The organism is Pseudarthrobacter sp. W1I19 (assembly GCF_030817835.1).
GTDB lineage: Bacteria > Actinomycetota > Actinomycetes > Actinomycetales > Micrococcaceae > Arthrobacter.
On sequence record NZ_JAUSZR010000001.1, the window covers coordinates 4102951 to 4115836 of the forward strand.

Genomic DNA, 12886 nt, shown 5'->3' on the forward strand with positions numbered 1-12886 from the left:
GAGGTCTCCTAGAAGAGGTGGGGTATGGAGGTGTGGAGCGCGAGTACGAAGATGCCGTAGAAGGCAATAACGACGCTCGCACTCACTACGAGGGTTGAACGCCAGGTTTCGCCGCCAAGGAAGCGCATCCAGATGATGCACAGCACCAGGGCCGGCAACTCAAAACCGATCAGCGGCATCAGCGCCACCATGGCGGCGAGCGTCACCAGGCCGGTCAGCGGTGCAGCGGACATGCGCGTGAACTTCTCGGCATCCCGGTTGTGCCGCCCGGCAATCAGCTGGAACAGACCGAGGGCTGTCATAACGCAGCTGATGATGAACGGCCACAGGCCGGGCTGTGGCTTGTCCGGAGTGCCAAGCCCCATAGCCACGGAGAGGACGGCTGCAGCGACGCCGACACCAAGAACCACCAGCGATGATGCAGCGTTCGCGAGGGCGCCGGCTGCGGGGGGCTTTTCTTCCTCCCATTGTGCTGCCAGCTGCTCGGGCGTCAGGTCATCCAGGACTTCAACGGGAAAGGCATGGGGAGCGCCCCCGCCGGAGGCAGCAGCACTGCTGCCTCCGGCGGATCCTGCGGGTGTTTCTTTCACATGGATCACTTATTTCCGCTCAGGCTGATGTCGTACTTCTCCACCAGTTCCTTGTACTTCGCTGCGTAACCCTTCCAATCCGTAACAACTTCCTCGCCGGAGATTTCCTTCGGGGTCAGCGAGTTCTTCTTGTTGAACTCCTTGTAGGCGTCAGACTTGAACGACTCATGGAACGCGGCCAGCAGCTTGTCCTTGACCTCCTGCGGGGTACCCTTCGGGGCCGCCACTGCGCGATACTGGGCAACCGGAACGTCGTAGCCGGCTTCCTTTGCCGTCGGCGTATCGGGCAGGAAGCTGGTGCGCTCTTCCGAGAAGACCAGAAGCGGGCTCACCTTTCCGGCCTGGATCTGCGGCATGGCTTCACCGAGCTGGATGGTGGCGAGTTCCACCTGGTTCCCGAGGACCGCGGTCAGTGCGGGCTTGCCGCTGTCGAAGGGGATATCGGTGCCTTTGACGTCAGCCTGCTTGAAAAGCACGGTCTGGGCCAGTTGGCTGCCCGTGCCGACGCCGGTGGTGCCGAATGTGACGTTGCGTCCTGCTGCGGTGACATCCTGGAAGGTCTTGAATCCTGACTCGGCGCTGGCCACGAGCACATAGTCGTCCTGCGACAGGCCGGTAATGATGTCCAGGTCGTCAATGTTCACGGATTCATCGGCGCTGACCGCCAGCGGGGTAATGGTGATCAGTGATGCGTTGAGCAGGACCAGTTCCTGGCCGTCGGCGGGCTTGCCTGCCACTTCCTTGGTAGCCAGGGCACCGTTCGCCCCGGGCTTGTTGACGACGGGCATCGGCTGGCCGAGGGTCTTGGACGCGCCTTCAGCGAGGGCGCGGGCAATCAGGTCTGTACTGCCGCCGGCAGCCTGCCCCACCGAAAGATTAACGGGACCGGTGGGGTACTTGCCTGAATCTGCCGTGCTGCCGCCGGCGACGTTGCCGCATGCCGTCAGCGCCAACAGCGTGACGGCGGAGGCCGCTCCGAGAATCGTGCGGCGTGTGGGGAAGTGCTTCATTGGAACTCCTAGTTTGCACGGGGGGTTGGGGGCCCGGATCATCTGTGAAGCGGGTCACCCCGTTCTCGCTTTGTCGAGTGTAGGGAGCGGTTATGATGCTTGTCTAAGCCCAAAACAGCATCACCTGATACCCGGAAGGCATCATGTTTACTTTCGACCAGCTGGCCGGATTCATCGCCGTTGCTGAGGAGCTGCACTTCGGCCGGGCAGCCGAACGGCTGAACATGACCCAGCCGCCGCTGAGCCGGCAGATCCAGAAACTGGAGAAAATTATCGGCGCAGAACTCCTGGAGCGGGACAACCGGAAAGTCCAGCTGACATCCGCCGGCCAGACCTTCCTGGACGAGGCACGCCGCCTGATGGCACTGGCAGAACGTGCGCCGATGACAGCGCGGCGGATTGCGTCCGGACGCTCCGGCGTCCTTCGCGTTGGCTTTACCGCGGCCAGCGGCTTCAGCATTCTGGGGCCGCTGCTGGAGGAACTCGCCGGCATCATCCCGGACGTGGACATCGACCTGCAGGAACTGGTGACCGGCGATCAGCTCAACGGCCTGTTGACCGGCGAGCTGGACCTTGGCCTGGCCCGGCCGCCTTTTGATAAGGAAACCTTCGATTCCCACCTGTTGTACCGGGAGTCCCTGGTACTTGCCGCTCCCAGCGGCCACCCCCTGACCCTGCTGGGCCGGGATATCCTCCCTGAGGACTTCGAGGATGAACCGCTGATCATGCACTCGCCCACCCAGGCTCGGTATTTCTACGACCTCGTGGTGCGAATGCTGCCCATCCGCCACACCAACGTGGTGCACACCGTCAGCCAGATCCTGACCATGGTGTCGCTGGTATCGGCCAACCGGGGCCTGGCTTTCGTGCCGCACTCGGCCACCCTGCTGGGGATCAAGGGAGTGGAGTTCCTGCCGCTGGCAGTGGGCGACGGCGAACAGGTGGAACTGCACGCCATCTGGAACCGCAGGATCACCAACCCGGCGCTGGCGCGTCTCCTGCGGGACCTGGAGTTCGCAATGGAGTAACTCCAGGCATTTGCAACTGTCATGCCCGGAAGGTATCAAAACATATAAAATTGCACTTAGACAGGCATCAGCCGCGCTCCTAGTCTGGAAAGGAACCATCAGCCTGCCGCCCGCGGCGCACACATCAAAGGACCACATCGTGGCAAAGTACTCACCCCAGGAACTTGCGGACACTCTCAAGGAAGGCCTGCTGTCCTTCCCCGTCACCTCGTTCGACGCCGAGCTGCAGTTCGATGAGGAGAACTACCGCAAGCACCTGGCGTGGCAGGCCAGCTTCCCGGTGGCGGGCCTGTTCGCGGCCGGCGGCACCGGCGAAGGCTTTTCGTTGACTCCTGCTGAGTCCGAGCGCGTAGTCCGGACCGCCGTCGACGAAGTTGGCAGCCAGGTTCCGGTCCTCGCCTCTGCCGGTGGATCCACCGCCCAGGCCATCGAAAACGCCAAGGCAGCTGAGGCAGCCGGCGCCGACGGAATCCTGCTCCTCCCCCCGTACCTCACCGAGGCTGACCAGGCCGGACTGGTGGACCACGTGAGCGCCATCTGCAGCGCAACGTCCCTGGGCGTCATCATCTACAACCGGGCCAACGCCATCTACAAGGACACCACCGTTGCCACACTGGCCGACCGCCACGAAAACCTGATCGGCTTCAAGGACGGTGTTGGCGACCTCGAGCACGATGCCCGTGTCTACGCCAAGCTCGGCGACCGGCTCTTCTACCTCGGCGGACTGCCCACCGCCGAAACCTTCGCCCTGCCGCTGCTGCAGCTGGGCATGAGCACCTACTCCAGCGCCATGTACAACTTCGTTCCTCAGTTCGCCCTGGACTTCTACCAGGACGTCCGCAACAACGACCGCGTGGCCGTTAATAAGAAGCTCAACGAGTTCGTGATTCCCTACCTGGACATCCGTGACCGCGTGAAAGGCTACTCGGTGTCCATCGTCAAGGGTGGGCTGGACGCCATCGGCCGTTCCGCAGGTCCTGTGCGCCCACCGCTGCAGAATCTCGCAGAGCAGGACCTTGCGGACCTGAAAGCCCTGATCGCCACCGTTTCCTAGCCGTCACCGCAGACACAGGAGAAAAAGCACATGACCCTCACTGGACATTCACTTATTGCCGGGCAACCTGTCGCCGGCGAAGGCAAGACCACCTTCGGCCTGAACCCGGCCACCAACCAGGCCCTGGAACCCACTTACACGCTGCTCACCGAGGACCAGCTCACGGCAGCCACCGCAGCCGCAGCCGAAGCCTTCCCCTCCTTCTCCACCCTGGACCCCGAGACCCACGCCGGCTTCCTCGAAGCCATCGCGGACAACATCGAAGCCATCGGCGAGGAACTCATCATCCGCGCCAGCCAGGAAACCGGGCTGCCCGCAGCCCGGCTCCAGGGCGAGCGTGCCCGCACCACCGGCCAGCTGCGCCTCTTCGCCGCCGTCGTCCGGCAGGGCGACTTCCGCGGCGTCCGCATCGACCCCGCCATCCCGGACCGCACTCCCCTGCCCCGCGCCGACATCCGCCAGCGCCAGATGCCGCTCGGCCCCGTCGCCGTGTTCGGCGCCAGCAACTTCCCGCTGGCCTTCTCGACGGCGGGCGGCGACACCGCCTCGGCCCTCGCCGCCGGCTGCCCCGTCGTCTTCAAAGCACACAACGCCCATCCCGGCACCAGCGAACTCGTCGGACAGGCACTCGTGAAGGCCGTCAAGGACAACGGCCTGCACCCCGGCGTGTTCTCCCTGGTCTACGGACCCGGCGCCAGCATCGGCCAGGCCCTCGTGGCCGACCCCAACATCAAGGCCGTCGGCTTCACCGGCTCCCAGGCCGCAGGCACCGCCCTGATGCGCACCGCCGCCAACCGCCCCGAACCCATCCCGGTCTACGCCGAAATGTCGTCCCTGAACCCGGTCTTCGTCTTCGAAGGCGCGCTCAAAGGTGACGTTGACGCCCTGGCCCGGCAGTACGTCGCCGCCGTCACAGGCAGCTCCGGCCAGCTCTGCACCTCCCCCGGCCTGCTCTTCGCCCCCGCAGGCGAGGCAGGAGACAAACTCGCCGCCGCCGTCGGCCGCGCCGTCTCCGCCTGCGCCGGGCAGACCATGCTGACTGGAGGCATCGCCAACTCCTGGAACAAGGGCACCCAAAACCTCGGCGGCGCTGAAGGTGTCCAGCTCATCGGCCAGGGCTCCCCCGGCCCCACCGAAAACGCACCAGCCCCGGCAATCTTCGGCACCGGCGTCACCGAATTCACCACCAACCCAGTGCTGCACGAGGAAATCTTCGGCGCCGCATCCCTCGTGATCCGCTACAGCTCGGTAGAGGACCTCCTCCAGGCCACCCGCCGCATCGAAGGCCAGCTCACCGCCTCCCTGCAACTCACCGAAGAGGACTACCCGACGGCGGCACGCCTCCTGCCCGTCCTCGAACAGAAAGTCGGCCGCATCATCGTCAACGGCTGGCCCACCGGCGTCGAAGTAGGCCACGCCATGGTCCACGGCGGCCCCTTCCCCGCCACCTCCGACTCCCGCACCACCTCCGTCGGCACCCTCGCCATCAACCGCTTCCTCCGCCCCGTCGCCTACCAAAACCTCCCCCAGGAACTCCTCCCGGAAGCCCTCCAGGACACCAACCCCTGGCACCTGAACCGGCGGATCGACGGCGAAACAGTCGCCGCTGCGCAGAAGGCCGAGGTGGGAGCATGAGCAACCAGCCCATCATTGCCGCCGTTGAAGTAGTGCCGGTGGCGGGCCACGACAGCATGCTGATGAACCTCAGCGGTGCGCACGGCCCCTTCTTCACCCGCAACGTAGTGATCATTACCGACTCCGACGGCCGCACCGGCCTCGGTGAGGTTCCCGGCGGTGAGAAGATCCGGACCACCATCGAGGAAGCCGGCGCCCTGATCAACGGCAAGCCGGTGGCCCGCTACCGCTCGCTGCTGCGCGAGGTTGCGTCCGAGTTCGCCGACCGCGACGCCGGCGGCCGCGGCCTGCAGACTTTCGACCTGCGCACCACGGTCCACGCGGTAACGGCGGTGGAATCAGCTCTGCTGGACCTCCACGGCCAGTTCCTCGGTGTTCCCGTGGGTGAGCTGCTCGGCGACGGGCAGCAGCGAACCTCTGTGCCGATGCTGGGCTACCTGTTCTTCGTCGGCGACCACGCCCGCACGGACCTGCCCTACCTCGTGGAGGATGCCCCGGCTGACCGCTGGGAGAAGCTCCGCCGCCAGGAGGCAATGACTCCGGACGCCGTCGTCGCGCTGGCAGAAGCGGCACAGGAGCGCTATGGCTTCAGCGACTTCAAGCTCAAGGGCGGCGTGCTGTCCGGGGATGATGAAGTGGACGTTGTGACCGCCCTGGCCAAGCGTTTCCCTGAAGCCCGGGTGACCCTGGACCCCAACGGCGGCTGGCTCCTGGATGAAGCCATCCGGCTGGGCAAGCGGATGAAGGGCGTCGTTGCCTACGCCGAGGACCCATGCGGTGCCGAGGGCCGGTTCTCCGGCCGCGAGGTGATGGCTGAATTCCGCCGGGCCACCGGGCTGAAGACGGCCACCAACATGATCGCCACAGACTGGCGCGAGATGTCGCACGCCATCCGCAGCAACGCCGTCGACATTCCACTGGCCGATCCCCACTTTTGGACCATGCACGGCTCGGTCCGGGTGGCCCAGATGTGCCACGAGTTCGGCCTCACCTGGGGTTCGCACTCGAACAACCACTTCGACATCTCGCTGGCCATGTTCACCCACACCGGCGCAGCAGCCCCCGGCGAGATCACCGCGCTGGACACGCACTGGATCTGGCAGGACGGCCAGGGTCTCACCAAGGAACCGCTGCAGATCAAGGGCGGTGCGATCGAGGTTCCCGACGCTCCAGGCCTGGGCATCGACCTGGACCGCGAAGCCCTGGACAAGGCACACCAGCTGTACCTGGAGCACGGCCTCGACGCCCGCGACGACAGCATCGGCATGCAGTACTACATCGACGGCTGGTCGTTCGACCCCAAGCGGCCCTGCCTCGTTCGTTAGAGGCTGCCCGAAAGCTGCCGTTCGATAGAAGCTGTCCGGTAAAGTAGTGGGGTCCGCTGTGACGGGCCCCACTGCTTTCCAGTGCCCCGCAGCCGGCCTGCGTTACCCAACCCCCAAAGGAAACATTCAATGATGTCTGTGGACAATGCTGTCGCGGACGTGGCCTCGGCCACGAAAAAGTTCTTCAAGCGCGTGCTGCCCATCATGCTGGTCATGCTGGTGTGCAACCAGCTGAACCGGTCAAACATCGGCTACGCGCAGGACCACCTCCAGGCTGACGTTGGCATCGGCGCCGCCGCCTATGGTTTTGGTGCCGGGCTGTTCTTTATCGCCTACGCCATTTTTGAACTTCCCAGCAACGTGATGATGGAGAAGTACGGCGCCAAGGTCTGGCTGGCACGAATCATGGTCAGCTGGGGCATCGTTTCCTTCCTGATGGCGTTCGTGCAGAACGAAACCATGTTCTACGTCCTGCGCTTCCTGCTCGGCGCTGCTGAAGCCGGGTTCTTCCCCGCCGTCATCTTCTACTTCGCCCGCTGGGTGCCGGCCGGGCAGCGCGGAAAGGCAACCGCGATCTTCATCGCCGGTTCATCCATCGCCGCGGCCATTTCCGGACCCATCGCCGGGATGCTGCTCAGCCTGCACGGCGCGCTGGGCCTGCGCGGCTGGCAGTGGCTGTTCGGCTTCGAAGGCGCCCTGTCAGTAGTTGTGGGCATCACGGTGTTCTTCCTCCTGGACGCCAAAATCAGCGATGCCAAGTGGCTCACCGCCACCGAAAAGGACGCCCTGTCCCACGCCATCGCCGCTGAGGACGCCCAGCACACCACTGCCGGCGGCGGAAAGATCAACCGCTGGAAGATGCTCCTGAACCCGCAGATCCTGCTGCTCTGTGGCATCTACTTCTCGGTGCAGCTTTCCATCTACGCCAACACGTTCTGGCTCCCCAGCATTATCAAGCAGATCCCCGGCACCACAGACCTCACTGTCGGCTTCCTGTCTTCGATTCCGTGGATCTGCGCGGTGTTCGCCATGTACTTCGCCGCCAAGTGGCAGGACAAGGCCAAGTCCAAGCGCCCCCTGCTGGTGGCCGCACTCCTGGTCGCCGCTATCGGCACGTTCGCAGCCGCCGTCGCCTCCCCTGTGATGGCGCTGGTGTTCCTGGCCGTCGCCGCCATGGGCTTCAAGAGCGCTTCGCCGCTGTTCTGGACCATCCCGCAGTCCGGGCTGCATCCGCTGGTACTGGCTCCGGCCATCGCCATCATCAACTCGCTGGGTAACCTGGGCGGTTTCGCGGCGCCGTTCGGGTTCGGCATCATCAAGGAGCAGACCGGAAGCGTTATCCCCGGCCTGTTCGCCCTGGCCGCCGCGTCCACTATCGCCGCCGGCCTGGTGTATTTCCTGAAGGAACGCCGCAGCGAAACGGAGCCGGCCGCCGAGGCCGGGGACCGCAGCGTGAAGTCGGCGGTCCCTAGCCGGGCGTAGGTGAGCGATTGCGCCTCAATCGCCGGAACGGTGCCGGGAGGCTGTAGCGTTCAGGCGTCACCGCACCGTTCCGGCGTCCCGGGCAGAAACCGGCCCCGGCGATTGCGGCTACGAGCCCGTGATCACCAGGGCAACGCTGTGCCCGCCGAAACCGAAGGCGTTCACCAGCCCGGCGGAGGGAGTACCCGGCTGGAGATGGCGGACGTCTTCGGTGACGACGTTCAGCTCCACCTCGGGGTCCAATGCCTCCACGTTGAGGGTCCCCGGCAGCATTCCGGTCCGCAGGGCCTCCACCACCACAACGGCAGCCAGGGCTCCGGCGCCGCCCAGCAGATGGCCCGTATGCCCCTTGGTGGAGGTCACCGGGATGCCGGCACCGAAAATCGCGTTGATGGCCTGGCCCTCGAGCCGGTCGCCCACCGGGGTGGACGTGGCATGGGCGTGCACAAAACCGATGTCTTCCGCTTGCAGCCCGGCGGATTCGAGTGCCTTCTGCATCACGCGCCGCTGCATGGCAGGATCGGCGGCCACAATGTCGTTTGCGTCGGAGGTCACCGCTCCCCCGGCCACTGCCCCCAGCACCGCTGCCCCGCGGGCTCGGGCGTGAGCTTCGCTCTCGAGTACCACCACGCCGGCCCCCTCCGCGAGCACAAAGCCGTCCCGGCCGCCGTCGAACGGCCGGGACGCGCGCTGCGGATCATCATTGCGGGTGGACAGCGCCCGGATCTGCGAGAAGCCGGTGACCACAAGGTCGTTCACGGAGGCGTCCACGCCGCCTGCTATCACGACGTCGGCAGCACCGGAGCGGATCATCTCGGCTGCCTGGACAATCGCCTCAGCCCCGGAGGCGCAGGCGCTGACGGGAGTCCGCGCGCCGCCGCGGGCGCCGAGATCGATGGACACCCAGGCGGCCGGGCCGTTCAGCATCAGGCGGGTGAGGGTGTGCGGGGAAACCTTGCGCGGGCCTGATGCCGCGAGCGTCCGGTCCTGTTCCAGGGTGGAGCCCAGCCCGCCGTAAGCCGAGCCGATCACCACGGCAAATCGCTCCGGGTCAACATCGGGGGCGCCGGCCTGCTTCCAGGCTTCCCGGGCCGCGATCAGTGCCAGCTGGCCGCACCGGTCCATGCGCTTCATCTCGCGGGTGCTCAGGTGTTCATTGAGGTCCGCAGTGACCTGGCCGGCCATTTTCACCGGCAGCTGTTCCGCCCACTCGGCTTCGAGCGGCGCAATCCCGGACTTGCCCGCCACCAGCGCGGCCCAGGTTTCAGGCACTGATGCGCCGAGCGGGTTGATGGTGCCGACGCCGGTGACCAGCGCGCGCGGTTGGGTTGCGCTGGATTGAAGTGCGTTCACGGTGCCTACTTTGCCGGGTTGTGGGTACCGATGGGCACCAGGGTGAGGTCGGGATGGTTCTTTTCGATGCGGCGCAGCGCCCAGACGTCGTTGAACAATGCGAGGTACTTGCCGTCGGACCGCAACAGCACCTCGGCGCCCGGCACGTTGGCCAGCGCCGGCATGGCATCCGCCGTTGAAATCCTCGCCAGCGAGTAGGGCAGGCGTTCCAGCCGCATGGGCGCACTGAAGTCGTGCGCCATCCGGTCCTCCACCACCTCGAACTGCATGGGGCCGACGGCGGCGAGCACCGGTGCCTGGTCGCCGCGGAGGTCGGAGCGGAGCAGCTGGATAACGCCTTCGTGTTCGAGCTGTTCGATGCCGCGGCGGAACTGCTTGAATTTGCTGGGGTCCTTGGAGCGTGCCACCTGGAAGTGCTCCGGGGCAAAGAGCGGGATGGCGGGGTATTCCACGGGTTCGTCAAGGAACAGGCTGTCGCCCACGCGCAAGGATGATGCGTTGACCAGGCCCACCACGTCCCCGGGATAGGCCTCGTCAATGACCTCGCGTTCGCGGCCGAACACCTGCTGGGCGTACTTGGTGGCGAAGGACTTACCGGTGCGGGTCTGCGTGACCACCATGCCCCGCTCGAAGACGCCGGAGCACACGCGGATGAAGGCCACATGGTCGCGGTGGGCCTTGTTCATGCCGGCCTGGACCTTGAAGACGAAGCCGGAGAACGGAGACTCAACCGGCCGTGGATTTCCCTCTATGTCCGGCCGGGCAGCCGCCGGCGGAGCGAAGTCCACCAGCGCGTCCAGCAGCTCCTTGACGCCGAAGTTGAGCGCGGCGGAGCTGAACAGGATAGGGGTGGCCTTGCCGGCGTGGAAGGCTTCGACGTCGAACTCAAGGTTGGATTCGATGACCAGGCCGGCCTCGTCCACCGCGTCGGACCAGTTGCTGCCCTGGGTTTCAGCTGCCTCTTCCGGGGTGAAGTATTCGGTGATGGCGATCTGGGCGCCGGCGTTGTTGCGTTTGAACTGGGCGAAACGGTCATTGCGCAGGTCCCAGACGCCACGGAAATCGCCGGAGATGCCCACGGCCCAGGTCAGCGGCATCGGCTGCAGGCCGGTGCGTTCGGTGATTTCATCCATGAGCGCCAGCGCATCCAGGCCCGGCCGGTCCCACTTGTTGATCACGGTGATGATGGGCAGGTTTCGCTGTTTGCAGACTTCGAACAGCTTCATGGTCTGCGTTTCCAGGCCCTTGGCGGCGTCCACCAGCATCACAGCGCAGTCGACGGCGGCCAGCACGCGGTAGGTGTCCTCTGAGAAGTCCGCGTGGCCAGGGGTGTCCAGCAGGTTGATGACGGTGTCCCGGTAGGAGAACTGCAGCGCCGCGGAGCTGATGGAGATGCCCCGGTCCTTTTCCATCTGCATCCAGTCCGAGACGGTTTCCTTGCGGTTGGCCTTGCCGCTGGAGGCGCCTGCTGTGCCAATCACCTTCGCGTGCAGGGCCAGCGCTTCGGTCAGCGTCGACTTGCCGGCGTCGGGGTGGGAAATGACAGCAAAGGTCCTGCGACGGCCCGCCTCTTTGTGAATCTCCGAGATCCGGGCGGGGGTGAGGACATCTTGGGACACGGTGCTACTTTCGCTGCGGGTGGGACTGCCCGGGCGCTTTTCGGACACTGTGCGCCGGGGCGCTGCGGCCCGGGCCGGGAAACGGACTGGCGGAAAGCCAAGTTCCAGTTTATCGCAGCGCGGCAAATCGCCGGGGGTCCGCTTAACGCCGCGGAAACCAGTGGTTCAAAGCCTCGAAATGAGTGCCCGCTACCGTGACCGCATGATGACTCCCAGCGACGCCTCCATGTCCCTCCGCACCGCCATATCCCGCTGGGAAAGGAACTGATCAGTTATGCACGGTGTCTCTTTCCCGGGCAACCTCTTTTTTGATCCCCTTGCCTCAGGGCTGGTGGCGCCCGCCCCATCTGCGCATAGCCGCGGCAATGAGTCGGAAGATGGTGCAGCCGCGCCGCCACGTCGGCGTGGAACGGAGACGGCCGCCGAGCAAAAAGCACTTCGCGCCGCATCCCTGGTTAAAGTCAGCAGGGAGCTGGAGCGGATGGTGCGGGAGCGGGCGCGCTAACGCTTCGCCGCGGTATTCTTGACCCCAGTGACACTTCATTTTTCTCTGTGACCCAGAGCCCTAACAGCGGTTTCGGCCTGCTCCTCCTCGAAGGAGCGGTGATTGTGTGCGCCCGCCCGGGGAACTCCAGTTCCCCCAAAGACCGGCCACATCGAATCCCTACGCCTGGAAGATCACATGCCCAAACCTTCATCGCATTACCCCCAAACCCCCTATAAGACGCCGTCTTCGGCCGCCCCTGACCGGCAAGCGCTCCATCCTGACTGCGCCAACTGTTTTGCCCTTTGCTGTACGGCCTTCGGGTTCACCAGGTCTGCCGACTTTGCCGTCGACAAAGCGGCAGGAACCCCGTGCACCAACCTCGCCGCAGACTTTTCCTGCACCATCCACCACAGCCTGCGGGCCCGGGGGTTCAAAGGCTGCACGGTGTTTGACTGCTTTGGTGCAGGTCAGCGGGTGTCGCAGGATCTCTTCGGCGGAGAAAGCTGGCTGGAGCGGCCGGTCACCAAGGGGAAAATGTTTTCAGCCTTCAAAGCTGCCAGGCAACTGCACGAGATGCTCTGGTACCTGGCGGAGGCACAGGTGCGTACCTTTGATCCGGAGGCCTCGCGCCGTGCGGCAATCCTCCGCAGCATTATCGAAAAGGCGGTCGGCGGCGATCCGGACGGGCTGTTGTCATTGGACGTCCAGGAGCTGCACGCCGAAGTAAGGTCGCTGCTGATAACCGTCAGTGAAGAAGTCCGCGCGTCCTACTTCGCCGCCGAGGATGACCACCTGGGCCCGGATCTTAGGCCCGGGGCAGATCTTATCGGCAAGGACTTGCGGTCCCGCCGGTTGTGCGGGGCGGACCTCAGGGGCAGCTACCTCATTGCAGCGGACCTTCGCGGCAGTGATCTGACCGCCGTGGACCTGCTGGGCGCGGACCTCAGAAACGCCAGGCTTGAGGGCGCCGACCTGTCACGGGCCCTGTTCCTGACCCAACCGCAAATCAATGCTGCACAGGGGAATATCCGGACGCTTTTGCCCCCTGATGTTGCCAGCCCTTCACACTGGGGCCCCTAGAAGGACCGTCCTTGCAGGGGGCCGGGAGGCGTTTACCCATCCGCGAAATGCCCACCCGGCCGCCCGCCGTCGAACCCATTTTCTGCCTGTTGGCACCGCCCCCTAACGGGGCACTTTAGGGCTTGCCCGTGCGGAAGTTGCCGGTTCTTACCCCTATCATTGAGCTTGCGGGAGAATGAGCATTTTTTGATCCTGCCGGCGGAGCATCAAACCGGCATTCCTG

At 65.1% G+C, this 12886-nt stretch carries 11 protein-coding genes; 7 read left to right on the forward strand and 4 right to left on the reverse strand.

Features of this window, described 5'->3' with window-relative positions; genetic code table 11:
• Window positions 1-8 precede the first annotated feature (8 nt).
• Window positions 9-590, reverse strand: a complete 582-nt coding sequence (locus QF038_RS18975; RefSeq protein ID WP_307612235.1) for a tripartite tricarboxylate transporter TctB family protein — start codon at window positions 588-590, stop codon at window positions 9-11.
• Between the two features lie 5 nt (window positions 591-595).
• Window positions 596-1600 (reverse strand): tripartite tricarboxylate transporter substrate binding protein, encoded by a 1005-nt coding sequence (locus tag QF038_RS18980; protein ID WP_307612237.1) that lies wholly within the window; start codon window positions 1598-1600, stop codon window positions 596-598.
• A 143-nt stretch (window positions 1601-1743) separates the two neighbouring features.
• On the opposite strand from QF038_RS18980, the gene QF038_RS18985 reads away from it, so the two are divergent.
• From QF038_RS18985 to QF038_RS19005, 5 genes are all read left to right on the forward strand, one after another.
• Complete coding sequence (locus QF038_RS18985; RefSeq protein WP_307612240.1) at window positions 1744-2628, forward strand: LysR family transcriptional regulator; 885 nt, start codon at window positions 1744-1746, stop codon at window positions 2626-2628.
• Between the two features lie 139 nt (window positions 2629-2767).
• Window positions 2768-3682, forward strand: coding sequence for a 5-dehydro-4-deoxyglucarate dehydratase (gene kdgD / locus QF038_RS18990; RefSeq protein WP_307612241.1), 915 nt, complete (start codon window positions 2768-2770; stop codon window positions 3680-3682).
• A 30-nt stretch (window positions 3683-3712) separates the two neighbouring features.
• Window positions 3713-5317 carry an aldehyde dehydrogenase (NADP(+)) gene (locus QF038_RS18995; protein WP_307612243.1) on the forward strand — a complete coding sequence of 535 codons (1605 nt, stop codon included), beginning with the start codon at window positions 3713-3715 and terminating at the stop codon, window positions 5315-5317.
• A complete protein-coding gene (locus tag QF038_RS19000; RefSeq protein ID WP_307612245.1) occupies window positions 5314-6642 on the forward strand; it encodes an enolase C-terminal domain-like protein in 1329 nt (442 codons plus the stop codon). The genes QF038_RS18995 and QF038_RS19000 overlap by 4 nt, the downstream gene beginning before the upstream one ends.
• Before the next feature lie 129 nt (window positions 6643-6771).
• On the forward strand, window positions 6772-8124 hold the full coding sequence (locus tag QF038_RS19005; protein WP_307612247.1) for an MFS transporter: 1353 nt from the start codon (window positions 6772-6774) through the stop codon (window positions 8122-8124).
• A 108-nt stretch (window positions 8125-8232) separates the two neighbouring features.
• Here the strand turns inward: QF038_RS19005 and QF038_RS19010 are convergent, their stop codons facing one another.
• Together QF038_RS19010 and QF038_RS19015 are read right to left on the reverse strand one after the other, a co-directional pair.
• Window positions 8233-9477 (reverse strand): beta-ketoacyl synthase, encoded by a 1245-nt coding sequence (locus QF038_RS19010; RefSeq protein ID WP_307612248.1) that lies wholly within the window; start codon window positions 9475-9477, stop codon window positions 8233-8235.
• A 5-nt stretch (window positions 9478-9482) separates the two neighbouring features.
• Window positions 9483-11096, reverse strand: a complete 1614-nt coding sequence (locus QF038_RS19015) for a peptide chain release factor 3 (RefSeq protein ID WP_307612250.1) — start codon at window positions 11094-11096, stop codon at window positions 9483-9485.
• Between the two features lie 274 nt (window positions 11097-11370).
• Here QF038_RS19015 and QF038_RS19020 point away from each other — a divergent pair, with 274 nt between their 5' ends.
• Both QF038_RS19020 and QF038_RS19025 read left to right on the forward strand, forming a co-directional pair.
• Complete coding sequence (locus QF038_RS19020; RefSeq protein ID WP_307612252.1) at window positions 11371-11601, forward strand: hypothetical protein; 231 nt, start codon at window positions 11371-11373, stop codon at window positions 11599-11601.
• 177 nt (window positions 11602-11778) lie between these two features.
• Entirely contained in the window at window positions 11779-12663 is an 885-nt protein-coding gene (locus tag QF038_RS19025; protein WP_307612255.1) for a pentapeptide repeat-containing protein, read from the forward strand.
• Window positions 12664-12886 lie beyond the last annotated feature (223 nt).